Below are 24,582 nucleotides of genomic sequence, written 5' to 3' on the forward strand. Positions count from 1 at the left end.
CTAGAAATGACCGCCGTGGCGGCGATCACCCCGGCGTACCCTCGAACCCGACCCACCGGTTAATAGGGAAATGCCGCCGACGGAGGAACCGCATGCCCATTGCCATCACGTCGGAGCACACCGATCTCGCCGATTCGGTCCGATCGTTCGTGGCCCGCGTCGCACCGTCGGAGGTGCTGCACGAGGTGTTGGACGCCGATTGGGAAAGCCCTATCCCCAACCCTCCACCGTTTTGGAAGGCCGCGGCCGGGCAGGGCCTGCAGGGTGTGCACCTGTCAGAATCCGTTGGCGGACAAGGATTCGGCATCCTGGAGCTGGCGATCGTGCTGGCCGAGTTCGGTTACGGCGCGGTTCCGGGGCCGTTCGTGCCGTCGGCGATCGCCGGCGCGTTGATCGCCGCGCACGATCCCGACGCGAAAGTGTTGGCCGGGCTGGCCTCCGGCGAGGTGATCGCGGCCTACGCCATCGATTCCGGCTTGACCGCCACCCGGCACGGGGACGGGCTGGTGGTACGCGGCGAGGTGCATGCGGTGCCCGCCGCTGCACAGGCCTCGGTCCTGGTGCTTCCGGTCGCGATCGATTCCGGTGAGGAATGGGTGGTCCTCGACGCCGACTCCCTGGAGATCGAACCCGTCCGCAGCGTCGACCCCCTGCGGCCGCTCGCCGATGTGCGCGCCAACGCGGTCGAGGTGAGCTCCGACGACGAAGCAGCCCGGGTGCTCTCGAACCTCAGCCGGCCGTTGGCCCACGCGCTGATATCCACACTGCTGTCGGCCGAGGCCGTCGGCGTAGCCCGCTGGGCCACCGACACCGCTGCTGCCTACGCCAAAATCCGCGAGCAGTTCGGCAGGCCCATCGGCCAGTTCCAGGCCATCAAGCACAAGTGCGCCGGCATGATCGCCGAGACCGAGCGGGCCACCGGCGCGGTCTGGGACGCCGCACGGGCCATCGACGATATCCGCGAAAATGATTCGGCGGAAGCTCATTTCGAGTTCGCCGCAGCTGTCGCGGGCACTTTGGCGCCGGCCGCCGCGCAGCACTGCACGCAGGACTGCATCCAGGTGCACGGCGGCATCGGCTTCACGTGGGAACACGACGCCAACATCTATTACCGCCGGGCCCTGGTGCTGGCCGCCAGCTTTGGCCGGGCCGCCGACTACCCGCAGCGGGTGGTCGATACCGCCACGACAACCGGTATGCGTCCGGTCGATATCGACCTGGATTCTGACACCGAGAAGCTGCGGACGGATATCCGCGCGGAAGTCGCTGTGCTCAAAGCGATTCCGCGCAATGAACGCAACGTCGCCATCGCCGAGGGCGGCTGGGTGCAACCGCATCTGCCCAAGCCGTGGGGCCGCGGGGCCGAACCGGTCGAGCAGATCATCATCGCGCAGGAGTTCTCCGCGGGCCGGGTGAGGCGTCCGCAGATGGGCATCGCCACGTGGATCATTCCGTCCATCGTGGCCTTCGGCACCGACGAGCAGAAGCAGCGGTTCCTACCGCCCACCTTCCGCGGTGAAATGATCTGGTGCCAGCTGTTTTCTGAACCCGGTGCGGGTTCGGACCTGGCCAGCCTGACAACCAAGGCCACCAAGGTCGATGGTGGCTGGCGGATCACCGGGCAAAAGATCTGGACCACCGGTGCCCAGTTTTCGGCCTGGGGCGCACTGCTGGCGCGAACCGACCCGAGTGCTCCGAAACACAATGGGATCACGTACTTCCTTCTCGACATGAAGTCGCCGGGCATCGAGGTCAAGCCACTGCGGGAGCTGACCGGCCACGCGATATTCAACACCGTGTTCATCGACGACGTGTTCGTCCCCGACGGCATGGTGCTCGGCGAAGTGAACCGTGGCTGGGAGGTCAGCCGCAACACCCTGACCAACGAGCGCGTGTCGATCGGCAGCAGTGAGCCGCCGTTCCTGGCCAACCTGGACCAGTTCGTGGAGTTCTTGCGCGCCGGGCACTTCGACCAGATCGAGCAGAACCGGGCCGGCCAGTTGATCGCCGAGGGCCACGCTGCCAAGGTACTCAACCTGCGCTCGGCCCTGCTCACCCTGGCCGGCGGCGATGCCATGCCCGCGGCCGCCATCTCCAAGCTGCTGTCGATGAAAACCGGTCAAGGCTATGCCGAGTTCGCGGTGGCGTCGTTCGGCACCGACGCGGCGATCGGGGACAACACCCGGGAGCCGGGCCGGTGGGCCGACTACCTGCTGGCCAGCCGAGCCACCACGATCTATGGCGGCACGTCGGAGGTACAGCTCAACATCATCGCCGAACGGCTGTTGGGGCTGCCGCGCGATCCGTGACTTCCTTGCGCGAGAACTTCCTTGCGCGAGCAGACGCTAAGGCCCCCGAAAACGCGGGTTTGGGGGACCTTAGTGACTGCTCGCGGAGATATCCGGTGCTACCGTCGAAATAGACGGACATCCCAAACGGTTGGTATTGGTGATGAAGATTTTCAGGCAACGTGTGCTGCGCCCGCTATTGGTGGGTGCGGCTGCGTTGTCGGTTGTCATCGCGCCGACGGCGGTAATTCAGCAGCTCTCGCCGGCGCCCACGGAGACCCGCGCCGACCCATGTGTAAACGGCGTCATTCCGTGGAACCCCTACGTTGTGAACTGCAACCTACAGCCCAGAAGACCGTATATCCGCGGCGCCGCTCCCGACGCCGGAGCCATCATTGCCTGCCGGAATAGGCCAGGATGCCTGTCGTGGTACGTGAACGGCGGCCCGTGATGATGACCAATGACGTCGAAAAGCGTTGGCATGACCCGCAGATGTTCCGGTCGGCCGTCACCTACGTGGTCTGCGTCGTGGTGGTGGCTGGCCTGGCTCTCGCCTCGTACGCATTCATCGGCGACCACTCGCTGCTGTCGGCCATCCTGGTGCCGACCGTGCTGTTCGTCGGAGGCGTCGGCGCATTCATGCGCACCTACCAGGTGTGGAAAGCCGGCGGTACCTGGCCCATCTGGCACGGCGCAGGCTGGTTCCTGCTGGCCCTGTCGCTGGTCTGCCTGGCCGTGCCGGGTTCAGCGATGCTGTCCACTTAGGACTGTGTCCAGTGGCCAGCTATTGCACGCGAAACACGAAATCAGTGCAATAACTGGCCATTCGGCCTAGGGCAGGATGGAGTCGACGTAACCACCGTCGACCCGAAGGGCACCACCCGTGGTCGCCGACGCGAGCGGCGACGCCAGATAGGCCACCATGTTCGCGATCTCCTCCGGCTCGATCAACCGCTGCAGCAGCGACTGCGGCCGGTACTTGATCATGAACTCGCGCTGGGCATCCTCCCACGGGAGTGATTTGTCGACGACCTGATAGACGAAGTCCTCGACGCCTGCGGTGTGGGTCGGCCCGGCGATCACCGAGTTGACCGTCACACCGGTGCCTGCGGCCTCCTTGGCGAAACCACGCGACACGGCCAGCAGCGCGGTCTTCGACACGCCGTAGTGGATCATCTCGGCAGGCGTCACGATCGCCGAATCACTGGCGATCTGGATCGCACGGCCCCAGCCCCGCTCGACCATCCTGGGCAGGTAGCTGCGGATGAGTCGTACCGAGACAAGGACATTCACGTCGAAGTAGGTGCGCCACTGCTCGTCGGTGATCTCCATGGGCGGTACCGCGCCGAAGATGCCGAGGTTGTTCACCAGAACGTCCACGGCAGGCAGCTGCCGCAGCAGCTCGGCCGTGCCCTCCTCGGTCGCGACATCGGCGGCCACGCCGATCACGTCGAGGCCCGCCAGCTTGGAGACGGCCTCGTCGACCCGTTCGGCGGTGCGGCCGTTGACGGCGACGTGCGCGCCGCTGCGGGCGAGGCGTTCAGCGATGGCCAGCCCGATGCCTTGCGTCGAGCCGGTGACGAGTGCGGTCTTTCCGGTCAGGTCGATGTTCACGTCGCAGTACTACCTCGCGTGGGATCCAGCTATTCCCCTGCTGATTCGTCGGCTCCGCCGGCGGCGATGTCGCGGAGGTCGCGCTTGAGAATCTTGCCCGTCGGGTTACGGGGCAGCTCATCGAGGAAGATCACTTCCCGCGGCACCTTGTACCGCGCCAGATGGTCCCTCACGTACGCCTTGATGGCGTCCTCGTCGATGCTGGCGCCCTCGGCCTTGACCACGAATGCCCGCAACCGCGCACCCCAGTCCTTGTCCTCGACTCCGAGTGCCGTTGCCTCGATCACCTCGGGATGCCCGCTGATGAGATCCTCGACCTCCGCCGGGAACACGTTCTCGCCGCCCGAGACGATCATCTCGTCGTCGCGGCCGCTCACGTAGAGCAGGCCGTGCTCGTCGAAGTACCCGACGTCACCCGAGGACAGCATGCCGTCGATGATCTGCTTGCCACCTCCGCCGGTGTAGCCCTCGAACGGGAAGGTGTTACCGACGAAGATGCGGCCGACCTGCCCCTGGGGCACCTCGTTGCCGTTGTCGTCGAAGATCTTCACCCGCACGCCTTTGACCACCGGACCCACCGTGGCCGGGTTGATCGAGAGATCCTTGGGCCGTGCGATGGTCGCGAACGCGATCTCGGTGGAGCCGTACAGGTTGTAGACGACCGGGCCGAGATCCTTGAGCGCGCGCGTGGCCAGCTCGGCACCGAGCTGCGAGCCCGAGACGAACACTATGCGCAGCGAGGACAGGTTCGGCTTGGGCGAAGTCTGGTCGAGCTGATCCAGGACGCGCGACAGCATGACCGGCACCACCACCATGGCCGTCACCTTGTGCTTCTCGATGTCAGCCAGCACGGTGGCCGGTCTGAAGCGGCGACGCAGCACCAGCGTGGTGCCGAGCATCATCGCTATGGTGCCGTGCAGAAAGCCCAGCGCGTGGAACATCGGCGCAGGCAAGGACGTCACCTCACCGGCTTTGAACGGCACATGCGACAGCACCCCACCGATCGGCGCGAGCGACGGCGGGGTGCTGCGGTTGGCGCCCTTCGGCGTACCGGTGGTTCCGCTGGTCAGGATGATGATCGACGAGTGTTTGGTGACCTTCGGCGCGGGGCTGTGGCTGCTGCGGGCGATGAGATCTGCCAGCGTCTCGTCGGTGCTGCCCGACGGTTGTTCTTTATCCGGGTTCTTGCCCAGCGCACGTAGCTTGCCCAGCATCGGTTCGGCCTGTGCGACGGCCTCGGTGTACTCGTCGTCGTAGACGATCACCTTGGCGTCTTCGCGCTCGGCGACCTCCTTGATCTGCGGCCCGGAGAACTCGCTGTTGAGCAGGATGATCCGGGCTCCCGTGCGGGCGGCACCGTACAACGCGATGAGGAACCAGCGGTGGTTACGGGCGAGGATGGCAACGCCGTCGCCGCCCCCGACGCCCATGGCCAGCAGGCCGTTGGCGACCGCATGAGCCGCGGCGTCGAGTTCACCAAAGGTCAGCTCGCCGTCGTCGTCGATGAGCGCGACGCGGTTGGGGTGACGACGCGCGTTGAGCGCGGGAATCATGCCGAACTCGCCCCAGCGCACGATGTCGGCCAGCATCGCGGCCATGTTCTGCGGCGCCTCCAGGCGCAGCGCGCCCGCCTCGAGCATCTTGCGTGCGTAGTGCAACTCGGCGGCGCCGCGGTCGAGGTATCGCTGGGCTTTCCCCGCCACCTGCGCGGGCAGGTCAGAAAGACTTGGCATGGAGCAACAATATGTGACGCCGGTCGCAGTCGGGAGGGATAGCTACCATGAGCTGATGGCCGGTGGTGTGACACTGGATGTAGACGGTCTGCAGGTGTCGATCAGCAATCCGGACAAGGTGATTTTCCCTGACGCAGGCGTCACCAAACGGGACCTGATCGACTACTACCTCGCGGTGGCCGACGGCGCGCTGCGCGGGGTCGCGGGCCGCCCGATGATCCTCAAACGGTTCGTCAAGGGCATCACGGCCGAGGCCATCTTCCAAAAGCGTGCGCCCGAGAAGCACCCGGAGTATATCGAGGTCGCCGAGCTCAAATACCGGTCCGGCACATCGGCCAAGGAGGCCGTCATCGACAACACCGCCGGATTGGTGTGGGTGGTGAACCTGGGCTGTATCGACCTCAATCCACATCCTGTCCTGGCCACCGATCTCGACCATCCCGACGAGCTGCGCGTCGATCTGGATCCGATGCCGGGCGTGAACTGGCGCCAGATCGTCCAGGTGGCGCTCGTGGCGCGCGAGGTGCTCGAGGATCACGGCCTGACCGCGTGGCCCAAGACGTCGGGCTCGCGTGGGTTTCACATCTACGCCCGCATCCACCCACACTGGCCGTTCAAGCAGGTCCGACTGGCTGCCCAGACCGTCGCCCGGGAGGTGGAGCGGCGCGCCCCGGAACTCGCGACGGCGCACTGGTGGAAAGAGGAGCGCGAAGGGGTGTTCGTCGACTTCAACCAGAACGCCAAGGATCGCACCGTCGCCTCGGCCTACTCGGTGCGCGCGACGCCCGATGCGCGGGTGTCCACCCCGCTGCGGTGGGACGAGGTGCCGGCCTGCCGACCTGAGAGATTCACCATTGCCACGGTGCCCCTGCGGTTTGCTGAGGTCGGTGATCCCTGGGAGGGCATGAACGACGCACCAGGCAACCTGGACGCGCTGCTCGAGCTCGCCGAGAAACTCGGCCCGGCCGAGAAGGCCCCCAAGGGTGCTTCGCGCGACGGCAGACGGGTTTCGTCGATGCCGCTCATCGAGATCGCCCGCACCAAGACCCGCGACGAGGCGATAGCCGCGCTGGACATCTGGCGTCAGCGCTACCCGAAGGCCGCTGAAAGGCTTGCGCCCGTGGATATTCTGGTCGACGGCATGCGCGGTCCGAGTTCGATCTGGTATCGCATCCGGATCAATCTGCAGCATGTTCCGGAGGCCGAACGCCCACCACAGGAGGACCTGATCGCCGACTACAGTCCGTGGGAGAACTACTCCGGAAAGCAGTGGCGGCAGGGCTGAGTCCTACTCGAAACGTCCTACTCGAAACGTCCCACTCGAAAAGTCCTACTCGAAAAGTTCCGGAAGCGGACGTCTGGCATGACCCTGTGGACCTACGCGTTCGCCGCCGCACCCACGACGCCGGAGGTAGCGTGAGGTGTCATGCGAATCGCCCTGTTCGCGACCTGCCTGGCTGACGCCCTCTTCCCGCCTGCAGCCATCGCCACCGTAGCGGTGCTTGAGCGGCTCGGGCACCAGGTCGTGTTTCCAACAAACCAAACCTGTTGTGGCCAAATGCATATCAACACCGGCTACCTCAAGGAGGCCACCGCCATGGTGCGTAACCACGTGCAGGTGTTCGAATCCGCGAACTGTGCTGTCGTCGTCGCGCCGTCGGGGTCGTGTGTGGGGTCGGTGCGTCACCAGCACGCCATGGTCGCGCGCCGCGCCGGTGACGAGGAGCTGGCCGTCCGGGCCGAGGCGGTCGCAGCCCGAACCTATGAGCTCTCGGAGTTCCTCGTCGACGTGGTCGGGGTCGAAGATGTCGGCGCCTACTACCCGCACCGGGTCACCTACCACCCGACGTGCCATTCGTTGCGCATGCTGGGGGTCGGCGACAAGCCGCTGCGGCTGCTGCGCCATGTCCGTGGCCTGACCCTGCTGGAGCTGCCGGCCGCCGAATCCTGTTGCGGTTTCGGCGGAACGTTCGCCATCAAGAATTCCGACACCTCCACGGCCATGTTGGCCGACAAGATGACGAACATCCTCGACACCGGCGCCGAGGTATGCAGCGCCGGCGATTCGTCGTGCCTGATGCACATCGGCGGCGGACTCAGCCGGTTGCGTACTGGGGTGCGCACCGTGCATCTGGCGGAGATCCTGGCGGCCGGGTCATGAGCGAAGCTTGCAAGCGAATCGAGTTCCCATGAGCACGTTTCTCGGCACCCCGGGCGTGGGTAATCTGCGTGGCGACGAATCGTTCCCCGCCGCGGCCCGCACCGCACTGGCCGATTCACAACTCCGCCGCAACATCGGCCACGCCACCCACACCATTCGAGCCAAGCGCCTCAACGCAATACGCGAATGCGCCGACTGGGAGGAATTACGCGCCGCGGGCAGCGCCCTCAAGCAGGACGTCATGGCGCGGCTGCCCGAACTGCTCGAAGAACTGGAACGCAACGTCACCGCCCGCGGCGGCGTGGTGCACTGGGCCCGTGACGCCGACGAGGCCAATCGGATCGTCGCCGACCTGATCCGCGCCACAGGTTCCGACGAAGTCGTCAAGGTCAAGTCGATGGCCACCCAGGAGATCGGGCTCAACGAGTACCTCGAGACGCAGGGCATCGCGGCGTTCGAAACCGACTTGGCCGAACTGATCGTGCAACTCGGCCATGACAAACCCAGCCACATCCTGGTACCCGCGATCCACCGCAACCGTGCCGAGATCCGCGAGATCTTCACCCGGGAGATGCCCGGCGTCGGTGAACTCACCGACGAGCCGCGGGTGCTGGCGATGGCCGCCCGGGCGCATCTGCGACGCAAGTTCCTCACCGCGAAGGTGGCGATCAGCGGCGCGAATTTCGCTGTCGCCGAGACGGGAACCCTGGCCGTGGTGGAATCCGAGGGCAACGGGCGGATGTGTCTGACGCTGCCGCAAACCCTCGTCACCGTGATGGGTATCGAGAAGATCGTGCCGAGGTTCTCCGACCTCGAGGTGTTCATGCAACTGCTCCCCCGCTCGTCGACCGCCGAGCGCATGAACCCGTACACCTCGATGTGGACCGGAGTTCATCGCGGCGACGGGCCGCAGCAGTCCCACCTGGTGCTGCTGGACAACGGCCGCACCCGGGTGCTCGCCGACGAGGTGGGACGCGCTGCACTGCACTGCATTCGGTGCAGTGCGTGTCTCAATGTGTGCCCGGTGTACGAGCGCACCGGCGGGCACGCCTACGGGTCCGTGTACCCCGGACCGATCGGGGCAATCCTGAGCCCGCAACTGACCGGCATCACGGGCCACGACGATCCCAACGCCAGCCTGCCCTACGCATCGTCGCTGTGCGGAGCCTGTTTCGAGGCCTGCCCGGTGCGCATCGACATCCCATCGATCCTCGTGCATTTGCGCGCGAACCACGTGGATCAGGAGAGAGGGGTACGTGGTGGCCTTCCGTCCGGCCAGGACCTGGCAATGCGGGCCGCCGGTTGGGCGATGTCGTCGGCAGGCCGCTTCTCACTGGCCGAGAAGGCCCTGGCCGCCGGACGTTTGATCACAGGACGCGATCACCGCATCTCGGCGCTACCGTGGCCCGCCTCGAAATGGACCACGAGCCGCGATCTGCCCGAACCACCGAAGGAAACGTTCCGGCAGTGGTGGATTCGCACCCATGGAGGAGGCGACCGGTGAGCGCAGCACGCACGACGGTGCTTGGCCGGATCCGCACGGCCCTGGCTGCCGCACCGCCGAAAGCCGTTGTGGTACCCCGGGATTACGACCATCGACCCCTGACCGAACCCGGCGACGTGCAGCGGTTCGCCGAAACGGTGGCCGAGTACCGGGCCCGGGTACACCGCATCGCGGCTGCCGACATCGCCGCCACGGTGCGCGAACTGGTGGGCGCCCAGGCGAGCGTGGTGATCCCCGCGGATGTTCCGGACGAGTGGGTGGCGGGTGTACGTACCGTCGTCGACGATCCAGTGCTCGGGATCGATGCCCTCGACAGGGCCGATGCCGTGTTGACGGGCTGCGCCGTCGGTATCGCGGCGACGGGCACCATCGTGCTCGACGCAGGTGCCACCCAGGGTCGTCGCGCCCTCACCCTGGTCCCCGACCACCACATCTGTGTGATTCGGACCGATCAGATCGTCGACACCGTGCCGCAGGGTTTCGCAGCGCTGACGGCGACCCGGCCGCTGACCTTCATCTCGGGCCCCAGCGCCACCAGCGACATCGAACTGGAACGGGTCGAAGGAGTACACGGTCCGCGCACGTTGGACGTGCTGATCCTCCTGCCTCGGAGGTGAACAAGATCGCGAGATTCCCACGGAAACTCGCCATCTTCTTCACGTTGGCGGTCTGAGCTCCGCGAGGTCACAGGTCCCTCGCAGCCCGCCTCTCCCTACCGGCCAGTACGAATTGAGGTTCTTAGCAAAGTATTAACGGCAGCACCCTGCCGCCTTAGATTGCCCACTTAACGTTGGGGTCAGGTTGAAGCGACGACGCACAGCCGACAAGCACAGGAACCACCGAAGGGAGGCTGATCATGACTATCACGACCAACACCCCGGCTTCGGACGGCAATCTCCGGTACGTGAGCCAAGCGCTCGTCTGCGACGGCGCCTCGATGCGATCACAGTGCCGGCAGCTGGCCACGGTGGTGACGATCAAAGGCGACGTCAACACTTCCAACATCGACACCATCACCGCATACGTCCGCCGCTTCACGCTTTCCGAGAAGCCACTCGTCGTAGATATGAGCGGTGTGAACGGTTTTGCCCCGCACTCGATCTCACTGTTCTACGAGGTCGATGAACGCTGCGGCGCACTCGGCGTCGACTGGGCCGTGGTCGCCAGCGACGCGGTCATCAGAGAGCTCGACAACATCGGCGTCCCCGTCGCCACCTCGGTGGCCGAAGCGCTGCACCACTTCGCTGAAGGCAACCAGGCCCGCCGCCGGCTGCTGCCCCTGCTTACCAAGAGCGCCTGACAGAAAGGGCCACCAATCATGTTGATCGACGTCCGATGGCTGACGATGCTTCTGGGCCGGCGGCGCCGGGCTACCCATCGGCATCTGCTCGCCCACTGAGCACCGCCGGGTAAACCCCGGTAATTCACGACCGTTGGAACCGGCGGCGTGCAGCAGAGATCCCCTGCTGCACGCCGCCGGTTTCCGTTTTGCCGCGCTCGGTGTACCGCGCGTGAACCACGCAGATTTCGGGTATTCGCTGGGCCGGGGAGTTACCGTCGAGTAAGGCCCAACCTATGGAGGCCGGCGATGACCGTCAACGAAGTCAACGAACGCCAAGCCAGGCAGGTCGCCGAGCAGGCGCGTGAGGCGCAATGGCACCAGCCCAGTTTCGGCAAAGAGTTGTTCCTGGGCAGACTCCGGTTGGACCTCGTACATCCGCATCCTCGTGGTCCAGCAGAGACGACGCAGCGCGGCGAGGCGTTCCTGACCAGGTTGCGCGAGTTCTGCGAGACGCAGATCGATGCCGCGGTGATCGAGCGCGATGCGCAGATCCCCGACAGTGTGATCCGAGGCTTGAAAGAGCTCGGCGCGTTCGGCATGAAGATCGGCACCGGGTACGGCGGGCTCGGCCTGTCCCAGGTGTACTACAACAAGGCACTCGCCCTCGTTGGCTCGGTTCATCCTTCGTTGGGCGCATTGCTTTCGGCACACCAGTCGATCGGCGTGCCGCAGCCGGTCGCGATGTTCGGCACCGAAGAGCAGAAACGCACGTGGCTGCCGCGATGCACGCGGGAGATCAGCGCATTCCTACTCACCGAACCCGACGTGGGAAGCGACCCGGCCCGGCTGCACGCCACCGCCACTCCCGACGGCGACGACTACGTGCTCAACGGCGTCAAACTGTGGACCACCAACGGTGTCATCGCCGACCTGCTCGTGGTGATGGCCCAGGTGCCCAGGAGCGAGGGACACCCAGGCGGTATCACAGCGTTCGTCGTCGAGGCCGATACCCCCGGGATCGTGGTGGTGAACCGCAACAAATTCATGGGATTGCGCGGAATCGAGAACGGTCTGACTCGGCTGACCGACGTCCGGGTGCCTGCCGCCAACCGCATCGGCCGCGAAGGAGAAGGGTTGCGGATCGCGTTGTCCACGCTCAATGTGGGGCGCCTGTCACTGCCTGCCGTATGTACCGGAACGGCGAAATGGTGTCTGAAGATCGCGCGGGAATGGTCGAAGGAACGCGTGCAGTGGGGCCGGCCGGTCGGTGAGCACGACGCGGTGGCCGGCAAGGTCGCGTTCATCGCGGCCACGGCCTACGGAATAGAGGCCATGGTCGAACTCGCCAGCGAGCTGGCCGACGCAGGCCGCACCGATATTCGGATCGAGGCCGCGCTGGCCAAGCTCTACGGCTCGGAGATGGCGTGGCTGATCGCTGACGAACTGGTGCAGATCCGGGGTGGACGCGGGTTCGAAACAGCCGAGTCGCTGGCCGCCCGCGGTGAGCGCGGGGTGCCTGCCGAACAGATCCTGCGCGACATGCGGATCAACCGGATCTTCGAGGGATCGACCGAGATCATGCATCTGATGCTCGCCCGGGAGGCCGTCGATGCCCACCTGTCGGTGGCCGGCGACATCATCGACCCGGAGGCCGATCTGCGGGACAAGGCACGAGCGGCCGCGCAGGCCGGAAAGTTCTATGCCCGCTGGCTGCCCACCCTGGTGACCGGCAAGGGCCAGTTGCCCACGTCGTATTCCGAATTCGGGCCACTGGCCGAACACCTGCGCTATGTCGAACGGGCCAGCCGAAAATTGGCCCGCAGCACCTTCTATGCGATGTCGCGATGGCAGGGCAGGCTTGAGCACAAGCAACGGTTCCTGGGCCGGATCGTCGACATCGGCGCGGAATTGTTCGCGATCACCGCGGCCTGTGTCCGGGCCCAGAGCAACGCGGCGGAAGACGGTGCTGCCGAACTTGCCGACGCGTTCAGCCGTCAGGCCCGGATCCGAGCCGACCGGCTGTTCGAGCAGCTGTGGGACAACAGTGACGACTCCGACCGGTCGCTGGCCCGAGATGTGCTTGCCGGCCGATACACCTGGCTCGAGCGCGGGATCATCGACCCGTCCATCGAGGGACCGTGGATCGCTCAGGAGGGCGGTGCAGTCGGAGAAGACGTGCACCGGAACATCCGCTGAACGAAGTGTCCGACGATGCTCTACCGGGGCCATGCCCGCAGAACTAAACTTGACAAGTTATGGCGTCGGCGAATGCGCATGGCGGTGAATGGGGATATTGGCCCCATCCGGCGCATATGCGGGATCGCGCTCTAAGCCGCCGACAAGCACGACTGATGAGTCGGCGATTCGCCGATGTCGGTGTCGGCATCGCTGCGGCTCGCCTGCGCGAGATCGCCACCGGCGCACCGGTCTCCGATGCTGAACTGACCGATGTCGAGTTCGCCGCTTACGCAAGCGAACTCAAACACGACGAAGTACTGGCGAAGTATGAGCACGCCAAGCGTAAGTGCATCAGAGGACTTCTCGTCGTCGCGATGACTCTCGTTGTCCTGGGATTCCTGCTGACCGCGACCGTCTGCATGTTGAGCGTGACATTGCACACCACGCCTTTCAACACCGGTCAGATGTGGCAGTCGGCCATATTTGAACTGCCCGGCGGACACCCGGCCGTCGTCATAGGATGAAACGCGCCACTCAGTCGAACGCCACGCTGAAGTACTGCGTCTCCTGGAACTCGTGCAAGCCCTCGCGGGCACCTTCGCGTCCCAGCCCGCTCTGCTTCGTCCCGCCGAACGGCGCCGACGGATCCGACACGATGCCCCGGTTGATACCGACCATGCCTGCATCGATGGACTCGGCCAGTCGCAGGGCGTCCTGCAGGCGGCCCGCGTAAACATAAGCGGCCAAACCGTATTCGGTGTCGTTCACCCAGCGCAGCATCTCGTCGCGATCCTCCCACACCACCACGGGTGCGACGGGGCCGAAGATCTCGTCGGTCAGGATCGCGGCGTCGGGGGCGACCCCGGTGAGCAGGGTCGGCGCGACGTACCAGCCGTCGCCCGGAGCCTGTGCCTGCGCGGCGATCGTTGCGCCCTCGCTCACTGCGGCGTCGATCGCGGCACTCACCCGCGCGGCAGCTCGGGCGTTCACCAGCGGGCCGACCTGCGAGGTCGGGTCCGCCGCCGGACCGACCCGCAGCGCGGCGATCTCGGCGCCGAAACGGGCGACGAACTCATCCACCACAGCGGCGTGCACATAGAACCGGTTGGCCGCGGTGCAGGCCTGTCCGCCACCGCGGAACTTCGCGATCATCGCACCCTGCACGGCAGCCTCGATGTCAGCGTCGGCGGTCACCACGAATGCAGCGTTACCGCCGAGTTCCATGCTGGCGTTGACGATTCGATCCGCTGCCTGCTTGAGCAGCAAGCGGCCGACACCGGTGGAGCCGGTGAACGAGATCTTGCGGACCCGCGCATCGGCCATCCAGTCCGACACCACGGACCCGGAGGCGGTGCTGGGCACCACGTTGACCACGCCATCGGGGACGCCCGCATCGGACAGGATCCTCGCGATTGCCAAGGCGGTCAGCGGAGTTTCCGAGGCCGGCTTGAGCACCACGGTGCAACCTGCGGCCAGCGCCGGAGCGATCTTGCGGGTCGCCATTGCAGCCGGAAAGTTCCATGGCGTCACCAGTGCAGCCACCCCGACCGGCTTGTGCGTCACCAGGGTGCGCGCACCACCGGCGGGGTTGACCCCGTAAGCACCGTCGGTCCGCACCGCCTCCTCGCTGAACCAGCGGAAGAATTCGGCGGCGTACAGAACCTCCGCCCGGGCGTCTGACTGCGGTTTGCCGTTCTCGGCACAGATCAGCGCGACCAGGCGGTCGGCGTCGGCGACCATCAGATCGTATGCGCAGCGCAGTATTTCACTGCGCTTGCGCGGGCCCAGCGCAGCCCAAGCGCCGAAGGCCCGGTGGGCGGCGTCGACTGCGGCCTGCGCGTCGGCCACCGTGCCGTCCGAAACGTCGGCAATGACGGATCCGGTGGCCGGGTCGTACACCTCGAAGGTCGTCGCCGCACCCTGCCCCCGGCCGTCGATGAGAATGCCATGTTTGGCGTCGAGTTCGGCAATGGCTTTCTGGTAGTTCACGATTGGCTCCCCAAGGGTAGAGCCCACGCAGCTACGCGACCGGTCACACGCTCCTCCTTGAAAGCTACCGAGCAGTACTGCTGACCCACGTTAGGGAGACCGCGGTCACAGCGGCATGCCCGGAAAGCACAATTTTCAATCGTTTACTTGTGCAAAACTGGCACCATGGTCACCGTTGGCGAGATCCTGCAATCCGAGACGCTTGGACTGCACGAGATCCATGTCCCCCGGGCCGACACCGACGTCCGCTGGGTGGCGACCAGCGAACTCGCCGATCCGGCACCCTTTCTGGAAGGTGGTGAGATCCTGCTCACCACAGGCCTGGAAACTAGCCGCTGGCGCACCGAATGGGATGGCTACGTACAGCGACTGGCGGAAGCCCGGATCGCGGCTATCGGCATGGCGGCCGGGTTGACCTACACCAAGACACCGGCCAGGCTGATCAGCGCCTGCCGCACCCACGAGGTGAACCTGTTCGAAGTGCCACGACGCACCGCATTCGTCACGATCAGCCGGCACATCGCGCAGCTGCTCGAAGAGCAGGAGTCCACAGCTGCGCGCGAAGCCCTCGCGGCCCAGCAACAGCTGATCTCCGCGGCGGCCAAACCCGACCCGACAACTGCGGTCGTCACGGCCCTGGCCCAAGCTGTCAACGGCGCGGTGTGCCTGATGGCCCCAGACGGCCGGGTGGTGACGGGTCCGGTGGGGCCGCGACGCGACGACTTTCCGCTCGACGAGGTTGAGGAGGATGTCCGTCGGCTCCAAACGCATGGCAGGCATTCGGCTGCGGTTCAGTCCGGGCCCGGTCAGTCAGTGTCGATCTACCCGATCGGGTTACGCGGCAGGCCATCGACGTATCTGGCCGCCATGGGTCCGATGCGGCTGTCCGACGGTCAGCGCCACGCTGTCACCACTGCGGTGGCGGTCCTGGGCCTCGTCGACGAGCAGGACCGCAGCCGCGCCAGGACCCGGCACCACCTGCGTAGCCGGGCTGTCGAGCTTGTCGTCGGGAATGACTCCAGGACAGCACAATTGGTCCTCGAGGTGGACCGGTCGGCGTCCGTGCTGCCGGAGCGGGTCAGGATCTTGCGCGCGACGGGTCCGGAGCACGAGACGGACGATGCGATATCAGCGCTGGAACGACGCGGCATTCTGGTCGGCACGGTCGCCGGCGAGCTCTGCGCAGTGCTCGCACCCAAACAAGACCGGACCGCCGCCGACCGATTGGCCCAAACCGGGCATCTCGTCGGCATCGGGCACGAGGTGCCGCTGAGCGACGCCGCGGCCGGTTACCGCACAGCGGGTATGGCTCTGACCCAGGCCACTCCGACCGCGCGACTGGTGAACTGGGACCGGATCATCAGCGACGGTCCGCTCGGTCTGATCGATCCCGAGCGCGCCGCAGCGTTCGCCGAATCATGGTTGAGCGACCTGGATTCCGAACAGGCCGAAACGCTGCGTTGCTTCCTGCGCCACCACGGGTCCAGGCTCAAGGTCGCCGAGGAACTCGGCCTGCATCGCAACACCGTACGTAACCGACTCGAAGCCATCGAGGCAGCGCTGCCGGGAAAGCTCGACGATCCGCAGACCCGGGTCAGCGCCTGGATCGCGTTACAGGTCAGCCCTTGAGACAGTCGAGTTGGCCGCTGGAGCCGATTACGCCTGGGCGGGCAGCGCTACCGTGTCGTCGTCCCTGCCGTCGGTCTCCTGACGACGTGGCTGGTATTTGTGGATGTGGTAGTCACCGCGGGGATAGACCACCTGCGGCCACCAGAACCACCGGCCCAGCAGCGTTGCGATCGACGGCATCAACAGTGAGCGCACGACCAACGTATCGAGCAGCAGACCGATCGCGATGGTCGAACCCATCTGGGCCAGCACCACCAGCTGACTGCCCATCATCGCCGCCATCGTCGCCGCGAACACGAGACCTGCCGACGTCACCACACCGCCGGTGCCGGCCATGGAACGGATGATTCCGGTCTTGAGGCCGGCGTGGATCTCGTCCTTGAACCTGGACACCAGCAGCAGGTTGTAGTCCGACCCCACCGCCAGCAGGATGATCACCGACATCAGCATGACCAGCCAGTGCACATGGATCCCGAAAAGGTCCTGCCACAACAACACTGAAATGCCGAACGACGCCGCGATCGAGCTGGCGGCAGTGCCGACGATCGTCAACGCGGCCACCGCGCTACGCGTCAGGATCAGCATGATCATGAAGATCAGGGTCAGCGCCGACACCACCGCGATCATCAGGTCGTAGCGGGCACCGTCACTCATGTCCTTATAGGTGGCTGCCACACCGCCCAGATAGATCTTGGCGTCGGACAGCGAGGACATCTTCAGACCCTCCTGCGCAGCCGTCCGCTCCGCGTCGACCCGCGCGATGCCTTCCGGCGTCGCGGGATCGCTCTGGTGGGTGATGAACATCCGGGCGGACTTGCCGTCCGGGGACAGGAACATCTTCAGACCGCGCTCGAAGTCGGGGTTTGTGAACGCCTCGGGCGGCAGGTAGAACATGTCGTCGTTCTTGGCGTCGTCGAAGCTCTGCCCCATCGCCAGGGCAGTGTCGTTCATCGCCTGCATCTGGTCGAGCAGTGTCTTCTGCGAGTTGTACGACGCCAGCGACATGTCCCGGCTGGCCTTCATCGTCGCAATCGTCTGCGGCAGCAGTGCTGTCAGTTTCGGTGCGAGGTCGGCAAGTTCGTCGGTGTTGACTTGCACCGACGCCGTCTTGTCGGTCAGTTCGTCGAGCCCGTCGAGGGAGTCGAAGATCGACCTCGCCGCGGCGCACATGGGGATGTCGAAGCAGTGCGGTTCCCAGTAGAAGTAGTTGCGCAGCGGCCGGAACTGGTCATCGAAGTTCGCGATGTTGTCGCGCAGTTTTTCGGTGACAGCCAGTAGATCCCGCGACTTGGCCGCCGAGTCCTGCGTGAGCTTGGTTTGTTCCAGCGAGAGTTGATACTGCTTCTCCATGATGGAGATCGAGTCGTTGGTCGCGTCGATCATCCTGAGTTGGTCGGCCAACTGCTGCCGCTGGAATGGCAGGTTCAGATTCTGCGTCTGACCCTGGATGGCGGTCTGGAACGGAATCGAGCTGTGCTGGATGGGAATACCCAGCGGCCGGGTGATGCTCTGCACCATCGCGATCCCGTGGGTGCGCAACACGTTCTTGGCCACGCGGTCGAGCACCAGCATGTCGGCCGGGTTGCGCATGTCGTGGTCGGCCTCGACCATCAGGATGTCGGGGTTCATCCGGGCCTGGGTGAAATGCCGGTCGGCCGCAGCGAATCCGACGTTGACCGGAGCGTCGGTGGGCAGATACCAACGGTCGTTGTAGGCCGGCTTGTAGCCGGGCACGGCGACCAGCCCGATCAGCACGACGAATGCACTGGCCACCAGGATGGGAGCGGGCCACCGAACCACAGCGGTCCCGACCTTGCGCCAGAACCGGCCTTTGGGAGGCTTTTTCGCCTCGTACAGTCCGACCAGGGTGCCCAGGAACAGCACCGCCGGTCCCATCGTGACGGCCGACGCGACCACCACGACCATGCCGATCGCGACGGGCTCCCCCATGGTGGCGAAGTACGGCAACCGCGCGAAGCTGAGGCAGTACGTCGCTCCGGCGATCGTCAGTCCGGAACCGATGATGACGGGTGAGACCGATTTGAACGTCGTGTAATAGGCGTCTTCGCGTTCTTCACCAGCACTGCGGGCCTCGCGGTAGCGACCGAACAAGAAGATGCCGTAGTCGGTCGCCGCCGCGATCGCGAGCATCGTCAGGATGTTGCCGGCGAAGGTGGTCAACCCGAACACGTCGTGCGTGGCGAGCACCGACACCACGCCACGGGCTGTCAGCAAGCCGACGCCGGTCAGCAGCAGCTGCACCAGGGTGGTGCGGATCGACCGGTAGACGATGAGCAGCATTCCCGCGATCGCCACGAGTGTGTACAGGGTGATCTGACCGAGGCTGGCATTACCGATGACATGGAGATCGTCGGTCAGGGCCGCCGGCCCAGCGACGTAGGCCTGCACCCCCGGCGGAGCCGGGGTGTCTTTGATGACCTCCCGGACCAGGTCCACGCCCTGGTTGGCCAGCGTCTGGCCCTGCTCACCGGCCAGGTTGAGCATCACATACGAGGCCTTGCCGTCGGCGCTCTGCGCTCCGGCGGCCGTCAGCGTGTCACCCCAGAAGTCCTGGATGTGCTGGATGTGGTCGGGATGCTCGCGCAGCTTGCGGATGATCTCGTCGTAATACCGATGCGCTTCGGGGCCGAGTGCGCTCTGCCCCTCCACGACGATCATCACCGTGCTGTTGGAGTTGAACTCCTGGAAGTTCGCACCCATGCGTTTCATCGCGATCATCGACGGCGCATCGGCCGGCGCCATGGGTGCCGAGTGCTCCTCGCCGACGATCTCCAGTTGCGGCGCGATCACGTTGACCACGACCGCGAATGCAATCCAGAACAGGATGATCGGCACCGCCAGGACGCGCATGGCGTGGGCGAAGTAGGGCCGGTGACCGCGGGCGTTCTTGGCGTGCGCGGGCTGAGCGGGTTCGGCGGTCTGAGTGTCTGTATCTGTCATGCGGATTTCACCAGGCAGTAGGTCTGGGCATTGATGCCATCGGCAGACTGCTCTTCACGAACGGTCCCGTTCACGGTGACGCGACAGCCGATCTGGTCGCTGTCGCTGCGGGCCATGAGGTTCGCGCTGACCGTCGGAAGAGTCGTCGAGAGTGTGACCGACCACGGCAGGGGCGTGTTGACCTGATGGATGTTCGCGTCCGGGTCGAAATAGCTGATCTGTGCCGTGGTGCCCGGTGGGCCGTACACGTCGTACACCAAGATCTTCGGGTTGAACTGAACGATCTCGATGCCCGCGCCGGCATTGGCATTGAGGTCCTCGGAGCCGAACATGCGGTGCAGCCGGGACACCACCAGGCCTGAGATCGCCAATACGGCGATCAGAACCAGGGGTATCCACAGCACTTTGAATGCTCGCGCGATTCGTCTCGCCATCACCCATACCTCCCGACATCACCCGAACTGTACGAATGCTTAGCGAATTAGTTCGAATAACTATGTACAGCGGGGAAGAACCTTACACCCAACTTCTGTCGTGCGCTCCACCAAACCCGCCCCGTTCCGGTGGGACATTGCCATCCGCACCGCACCCCCGGCACCGACCCAATCAGGCCATCGGCGGTGTACCATTATGCATAGAATTTCTATGCATCTCGGAGGCGACATGTCAGAGTGCGATGTAGCGTCGGCGAGTACACCGGCATTCGATGACGCGGAGACCGCCGCCCGGTTCGTCGCCGAAGCGCTACCGCACCTCGACCAGATACGCCGCGGCGCATACCGTTTGACTACGAGCAAGTACGACGCCGAAGATCTGGTCCAGGAGACACTGCTCAAGGCCTACAGCGGTTTTCACACTTATCAGCCGGACACCAACATGCGCGCCTGGCTTTTTCGCATCATGCAGAACACGTGGACATCCGCTTATCACGCCCGCCAGCGACGCCCCAATGAGCTGCTGTGCGAGGGATTATCCGATTGGCAGCTGCTCGACGAACGCATCTTCACGCCGGTCGGGCTGCGCGCGGCCGAGATCGAGGCAATGACCACGTCGTACGACGACGAGATCATTCGTGCACTCAAGGCCATACCTTTACAGAATCGGATGGCGGTGTACTTCGCCGACATCGAGGGATACCAGTACCGCGAGATCGCCGCCATGATGGGGACGCCTGTCGGCACCGTCATGTCGCGGCTGGCCCGCGGCCGCAGCCGCCTACGCGCCCTCCTCAGTGAGTGCCGACGGCGTACGCAAGGCGGTGGAACGGAACAGCCCACCTAGGCCTCACACCGCGGTCGGGGATTCGGTAGTCGTCGCAATGCTGAGCGCGTTGCGGCCGCCGACCCTAGGGTCATCAGCTATGAATCGACTGGATCGCTTCTTCGAAATCTCAGCGCGTGGCTCCACCATCCCGGCTGAGATACGTGGTGGCGTCGTCACGTTCATCGCGATGGCTTACATCATCGTGTTGAACCCGGTCATCCTGTCGAGCACTCAGGATGTGGCAGGCAACAAGCTGACGTTCGCGCAAGTGTCGGCGACGACGTCGCTGGCTGCCGGCGTCATGACGATCCTGTTCGGCGTCATCGCGCGGATGCCGTTCGCGTTCGCGGCGGGGCTCGGCATCAACTCTTTTCTCGCGACCACCGTCGTCGGGTCGGTCACCTGGCCGGAGGCCATGGGTCTGGTCGTCATCAACGGTCTCGTGATCGTGCTGTTGGCGGCCACCGGTCTGCGCCGCCTGGTCTTCGACGCCGTGCCCATGCAGCTCAAACTGGCGATCACCGCGGGCATCGGGCTGTTCATCCTGTTCATCGGTCTCGTCGACGCCGGCTTCGTGGGTTCCACCGGTCGTCCGTCACCGCCGGTCGGTCTGGGCATCGGCGGCACCGGTTCGATCAACACCGTACCGACCGTGGTGTTCGTGTTCACCCTGCTGGTCACCGGCATCCTGGTGGCCCGCCGGGTACGCGGCGGCATCCTCATCGGTCTTGCCACGGGCACCGTGGTCGCGATCATCGTCGAAGCGATCTGGCATCTCGGCTCGGCGACCGAGCACCCCGGCGGCTGGGGCCTGTCGGTGCCGTCGCTGTCCGGTTCCCCGTTCGCACTGCCCGACATGTCCCTGGTCGGTGCGTTCAGCCTCGGCAGCTTCGGCCGGATCGGCGCACTGGCCGCCATCATGCTGGTGTTCACGCTGGTGTTCGCCAACTTCTTCGACGCCATGGGCACCATGACCGGCCTGTCCCGGGAGGCCGGCCTATCCGATGCGCAGGGCACCTTCCCCCGGCTGCGGGCCGCGTTGATCGTCGAGGGGGCAGGCGCCGTCGTCGGTGGCGCCTCTTCGGCCTCGTCGAACACCGTGTTCATCGAATCCGGTGCAGGTATCGAGGAGGGCGCCCGCACCGGGCTGGCCAATCTCGTCACGGGCGCCCTGTTCCTGGCCGCGATGTTCGTCTCACCGCTGGCCTCGATCGTGCCAACGGAAGTCGCCGCGGCAGCACTGGTGATCGTGGGCGCGATGATGGTGTCGCACCTGCGCCACATCGACATCTCAGAGTTCTCGATCGCGCTGCCCGTCGTACTCACGGTGGCCACCATGGCGTTCAGCTACTCGATCGCCAACGGCATCGGCGTCGGTTTCGTCGCGTGGGCGGTGCTGCGGTCGGCCGCGGGCAAGGTGCGTGAGATCAGCCCGCTGTTGTGGATCGTCGCGGCCGGCTTCATCCTGTACTTCGCGCGGGGCTGGATTGAATCGCTCATCGGCATGCACTGACCGCTAACCTTCAGGATCATGGAGATGAGCCGCTTGGGCGAAGAACGAAAACACCGATGAGCCGCTTGCGCGAAGAGCGAAAACTGTGAGCGCCGGTCTCTTCGGTTTGCTCGACGACATTGCGGCGCTGGCGCGCCTCGCCGCGGCTTCGATTGACGACGTCGGCGCCGCGACCGGCAAGGCGACTGCCAAGGCCGCCGGTGTGGTGGTCGACGACACCGCGGTGACACCGCAGTACGTGCACGGCATCACGGCCGATCGCGAACTACCGGTCATCAAGCGCATCGCGATCGGTTCGCTACGCAACAAGATCGTGTTCATCCTGCCCGTGGCGTTGCTGCTCAGCCAGTTCGCCCCGTGGTTGCTGACCCCGATCCTGATGCTAGGTGCGACCTACCTCTGCTTCGAGGGTGCCGAAAAGGTCTGGGGTTACGTCACAAAGCACGGGGCCGATGGGCACCACGACACGCCGGCCGGGGCCGTCGGCGGGGACGCCGAACGCTACATGGTGACCGGTGCGATCCGTACCGATCTCATCCTGTCCGCCGAGATCATGGTCATCGCGCTCAACGAGGTGGCCCACCAACCGTTTTTCCCCCGGCTGATCATCCTGGTCATCGTCGCGCTGGTGATCACCGCCGCGGTGTACGGTGTGGTCGCCGGCATCGTGAAGATGGATGACATCGGACTGGTTCTGACACAACGTAATTCGCGTTTCACCAAGTGGATGGGTCGGGGCCTGGTTGCCGGGATGCCCAAACTGCTCACCGCCCTGTCTGCCATCGGCACAGTCGCGATGCTGTGGGTCGGTGGTCACATCCTGCTCACCGGAACCAATATCCTTGGCTGGCACGGCCCTTACGGTCTGGTGCACCATGCCGAGGAATTCGTGCGTCATACCCTGGCGAATGCGGCAGGCCTGGGCGGTCTGGCAGCCTGGCTGGTCAACACCACCGCATCGGCCGTCATCGGCTTGGTGGTCGGCGCGATCGTGGTCGCGATCGTTCACGTGCTGCCCTTCGGCAAGAAGAACAAGCATGCCTGAGCGTGCTCAACCCACAGCAGCCACACCTGTCACAGCAGTATCGGGAGGTCTTTGGCAGGTGCGCCGCGAAACCCGCTATCACCGGCAGTATCACTTTTTCTGGTATCGCCGGTGATAGCGGGTTTCGAGAAGAGGTGTGCTTTGAGAGCCGCGACGTGCACACCGACTCGAGCTGCCCGTTGGCACCGTGATGACCGAGATCGCCGACGAGCTAAGCGAAACGCGTCAGCTAAAGTGGTACCCGTCACGTTAGGCAAATCGGCACTCTCGGTAGGGTACGAAATCGACGGTGGCGTCTGAAGCGTTTATCCGAAGGGAGCGGCATGGACGAGATCCTGGCCCGTGCCGGCATCTTCCGGGGTCTACAGCCCGGCGCCGTGGCGGCACTGAAGCATCAGCTCGAGCCTGTGTCGTTCCCCCGCGGCCGCACCATCTTCGTCGAAGGCGAGCCCGGGGACACGCTGTACATCATCATCTCGGGCAAAGTGAAGATCGGCCGCAGGACCGCGGACGGCCGCGAAAACCTGATCACGCTGATGGGCCCGTCGGATATGTTCGGCGAGCTCGCGATCTTCGACCCGGGTCCACGCACCTCTACCGTCACCGCCCTCACCGAAGTGTCGACCGTGTCGATGAACCACTCGGCGCTCCGGCCGTGGATCACCGACGAACCCGAGATCGCCGAACAGCTGCTGCGGGTACTGGCCCGCCGGCTGCGTCGCACCAACGACAATCTGTGCGACCTCATCTTCACCGACGTGCCGGGCCGGGTTGCCAAACAATTGCTCTATCTCGCGCAGCGTTTCGGAAGCCGCGAAGGTAACTCGCTGCGGGTCAACCACGAACTGACTCAGGAGGAAATCGCCCAGCTCGTCGGCTCGTCCCGCGAGACGGTCAACAAGGCGCTCGCCGATTTCACTCAACGCGGCTGGATTCGCGTGCAGAGCAAAAGCATTCTTATCGACAACCCGGAGCGGCTGGCGTTACGCGCCAAGTAGGTCGCGTCAGCGACGACGACCGGTTCACCGGGCAGCCGGTCCGGCTGATCGTGCTGCCGCTACCGGCGCGCGCGTAGGCTCGCCGCAGCCGAGCGGACCGTGTCGGTGATGGTCGAGACCATCACGCTGTCCAGCTTCCCGCCTGAGTTTGGATACCCCGGCTCGTTTTCAGGGTTGACAGTCGTTTGACCTGCGGCGTTTCTGTTTCAGGTGGGTGTTTTGGGGTACTAACCGGGTAGGTTCGTGCGGTGGCGTACGTGCGGAAAGTGCGCACCGCCTCAGGCGCAGTGGCGGTGCAGGTGGCCCGCAAGGACGCGGGCCGGGTGGTGATCCTGGCTCATCTGGGTTCGGCGCATACCGATGCTGAGCTGGGCATTCTGCTCGACCAAGCCAGAGCGATGGTCGTTGGCGGGCAGGCGGCGCT

At 65.1% G+C, this 24,582-nt stretch carries 19 protein-coding genes and 1 pseudogene; 15 read left to right on the forward strand and 5 right to left on the reverse strand.

All coding sequences use genetic code 11. The annotated features are described in order from the left end of the window. Positions 1-92: 92 nt before the first annotated feature. A complete protein-coding gene (locus tag H276_RS0121395) occupies positions 93-2,309 on the forward strand; it encodes an acyl-CoA dehydrogenase (RefSeq protein WP_019973330.1) in 2,217 nt (738 codons plus the stop codon). Between the two features lie 396 nt (positions 2,310-2,705). After that, positions 2,706-3,053, forward strand: a complete 348-nt coding sequence (locus H276_RS0121400; protein WP_019973331.1) for a hypothetical protein — start codon at positions 2,706-2,708, stop codon at positions 3,051-3,053. Positions 3,054-3,119: 66 nt separating this feature from the next. Here H276_RS0121400 and H276_RS0121405 read toward each other — a convergent pair whose 3' ends face one another. Both H276_RS0121405 and fadD2 read right to left on the reverse strand, forming a co-directional pair. Continuing rightward, positions 3,120-3,902: an SDR family NAD(P)-dependent oxidoreductase gene (locus tag H276_RS0121405; protein WP_019973332.1), complete on the reverse strand. Its 783-nt coding sequence runs from the start codon at positions 3,900-3,902 to the stop codon at positions 3,120-3,122. A 29-nt stretch (positions 3,903-3,931) separates the two neighbouring features. Continuing rightward, positions 3,932-5,635 carry a long-chain-fatty-acid--CoA ligase FadD2 gene (fadD2, locus tag H276_RS0121410; protein ID WP_036461552.1) on the reverse strand — a complete coding sequence of 568 codons (1,704 nt, stop codon included), beginning with the start codon at positions 5,633-5,635 and terminating at the stop codon, positions 3,932-3,934. A gap of 55 nt (positions 5,636-5,690) precedes the next feature. On the opposite strand from fadD2, the gene ligD reads away from it, so the two are divergent. From ligD to H276_RS23425, 7 genes are all read left to right on the forward strand, one after another. Beyond that, positions 5,691-6,920 carry a non-homologous end-joining DNA ligase gene (gene ligD / locus H276_RS0121415; RefSeq protein WP_019973334.1) on the forward strand — a complete coding sequence of 410 codons (1,230 nt, stop codon included), beginning with the start codon at positions 5,691-5,693 and terminating at the stop codon, positions 6,918-6,920. Between the two features lie 141 nt (positions 6,921-7,061). After that, a complete protein-coding gene (locus H276_RS0121420) occupies positions 7,062-7,796 on the forward strand; it encodes a (Fe-S)-binding protein (protein ID WP_019973335.1) in 735 nt (244 codons plus the stop codon). A 28-nt stretch (positions 7,797-7,824) separates the two neighbouring features. Beyond that, positions 7,825-9,300: a LutB/LldF family L-lactate oxidation iron-sulfur protein gene (locus tag H276_RS0121425; RefSeq protein WP_019973336.1), complete on the forward strand. Its 1,476-nt coding sequence runs from the start codon at positions 7,825-7,827 to the stop codon at positions 9,298-9,300. Beyond that, positions 9,297-9,917, forward strand: coding sequence for an LUD domain-containing protein (locus H276_RS0121430; protein WP_019973337.1), 621 nt, complete (start codon positions 9,297-9,299; stop codon positions 9,915-9,917). Before H276_RS0121425 ends, H276_RS0121430 begins: the two co-directional genes overlap by 4 nt. A 239-nt stretch (positions 9,918-10,156) precedes the next feature. Beyond that, on the forward strand, positions 10,157-10,600 hold the full coding sequence (locus H276_RS0121435; RefSeq protein ID WP_019973338.1) for an STAS domain-containing protein: 444 nt from the start codon (positions 10,157-10,159) through the stop codon (positions 10,598-10,600). A gap of 288 nt (positions 10,601-10,888) precedes the next feature. Continuing rightward, positions 10,889-12,778, forward strand: coding sequence for an acyl-CoA dehydrogenase family protein (locus H276_RS0121440; protein WP_019973339.1), 1,890 nt, complete (start codon positions 10,889-10,891; stop codon positions 12,776-12,778). A 155-nt stretch (positions 12,779-12,933) separates the two neighbouring features. Then, complete coding sequence (locus H276_RS23425) at positions 12,934-13,284, forward strand: hypothetical protein (RefSeq protein ID WP_019973340.1); 351 nt, start codon at positions 12,934-12,936, stop codon at positions 13,282-13,284. 10 nt (positions 13,285-13,294) lie between these two features. On the opposite strand, the gene H276_RS0121450 is transcribed toward H276_RS23425, so the two are convergent. After that, positions 13,295-14,749 carry an NAD-dependent succinate-semialdehyde dehydrogenase gene (locus tag H276_RS0121450; RefSeq protein WP_019973341.1) on the reverse strand — a complete coding sequence of 485 codons (1,455 nt, stop codon included), beginning with the start codon at positions 14,747-14,749 and terminating at the stop codon, positions 13,295-13,297. Positions 14,750-14,914: 165 nt separating this feature from the next. On the opposite strand from H276_RS0121450, the gene H276_RS0121455 reads away from it, so the two are divergent. Continuing rightward, positions 14,915-16,378, forward strand: coding sequence for a PucR family transcriptional regulator (locus H276_RS0121455; protein WP_019973342.1), 1,464 nt, complete (start codon positions 14,915-14,917; stop codon positions 16,376-16,378). A gap of 27 nt (positions 16,379-16,405) precedes the next feature. Here the strand turns inward: H276_RS0121455 and H276_RS0121460 are convergent, their stop codons facing one another. Next, positions 16,406-19,339: an RND family transporter gene (locus tag H276_RS0121460; RefSeq protein WP_019973343.1), complete on the reverse strand. Its 2,934-nt coding sequence runs from the start codon at positions 19,337-19,339 to the stop codon at positions 16,406-16,408. Next, positions 19,336-19,773 carry an MmpS family transport accessory protein gene (locus tag H276_RS0121465; protein WP_019973344.1) on the reverse strand — a complete coding sequence of 146 codons (438 nt, stop codon included), beginning with the start codon at positions 19,771-19,773 and terminating at the stop codon, positions 19,336-19,338. Before H276_RS0121465 ends, H276_RS0121460 begins: the two co-directional genes overlap by 4 nt. A gap of 229 nt (positions 19,774-20,002) precedes the next feature. Here H276_RS0121465 and H276_RS0121470 point away from each other — a divergent pair, with 229 nt between their 5' ends. The 5 genes and pseudogenes from H276_RS0121470 to H276_RS24900 form a co-directional block, all read left to right on the forward strand. After that, positions 20,003-20,620, forward strand: coding sequence for a sigma-70 family RNA polymerase sigma factor (locus H276_RS0121470; RefSeq protein ID WP_036461565.1), 618 nt, complete (start codon positions 20,003-20,005; stop codon positions 20,618-20,620). Positions 20,621-20,699: 79 nt separating this feature from the next. Then, on the forward strand, positions 20,700-22,115 hold the full coding sequence (locus H276_RS0121475) for an NCS2 family permease (RefSeq protein WP_019973346.1): 1,416 nt from the start codon (positions 20,700-20,702) through the stop codon (positions 22,113-22,115). A gap of 85 nt (positions 22,116-22,200) precedes the next feature. Further along, the gene (locus H276_RS0121480; protein WP_019973347.1) at positions 22,201-23,160 is read left to right on the forward strand and encodes a DUF808 domain-containing protein; all 960 of its coding nucleotides are present in this window, start codon (positions 22,201-22,203) and stop codon (positions 23,158-23,160) included. Between the two features lie 323 nt (positions 23,161-23,483). Further along, positions 23,484-24,158 (forward strand): Crp/Fnr family transcriptional regulator, encoded by a 675-nt coding sequence (locus tag H276_RS0121485; protein WP_019973348.1) that lies wholly within the window; start codon positions 23,484-23,486, stop codon positions 24,156-24,158. Between the two features lie 248 nt (positions 24,159-24,406). After that, positions 24,407-24,582 (forward strand): annotated as a pseudogene (locus H276_RS24900) (IS1634 family transposase); the annotation flags it as partial.

The sequence above is a fragment of the Mycobacterium sp. 141 genome, from assembly GCF_000382405.1.
Classification (GTDB): domain Bacteria; phylum Actinomycetota; class Actinomycetes; order Mycobacteriales; family Mycobacteriaceae; genus Mycobacterium.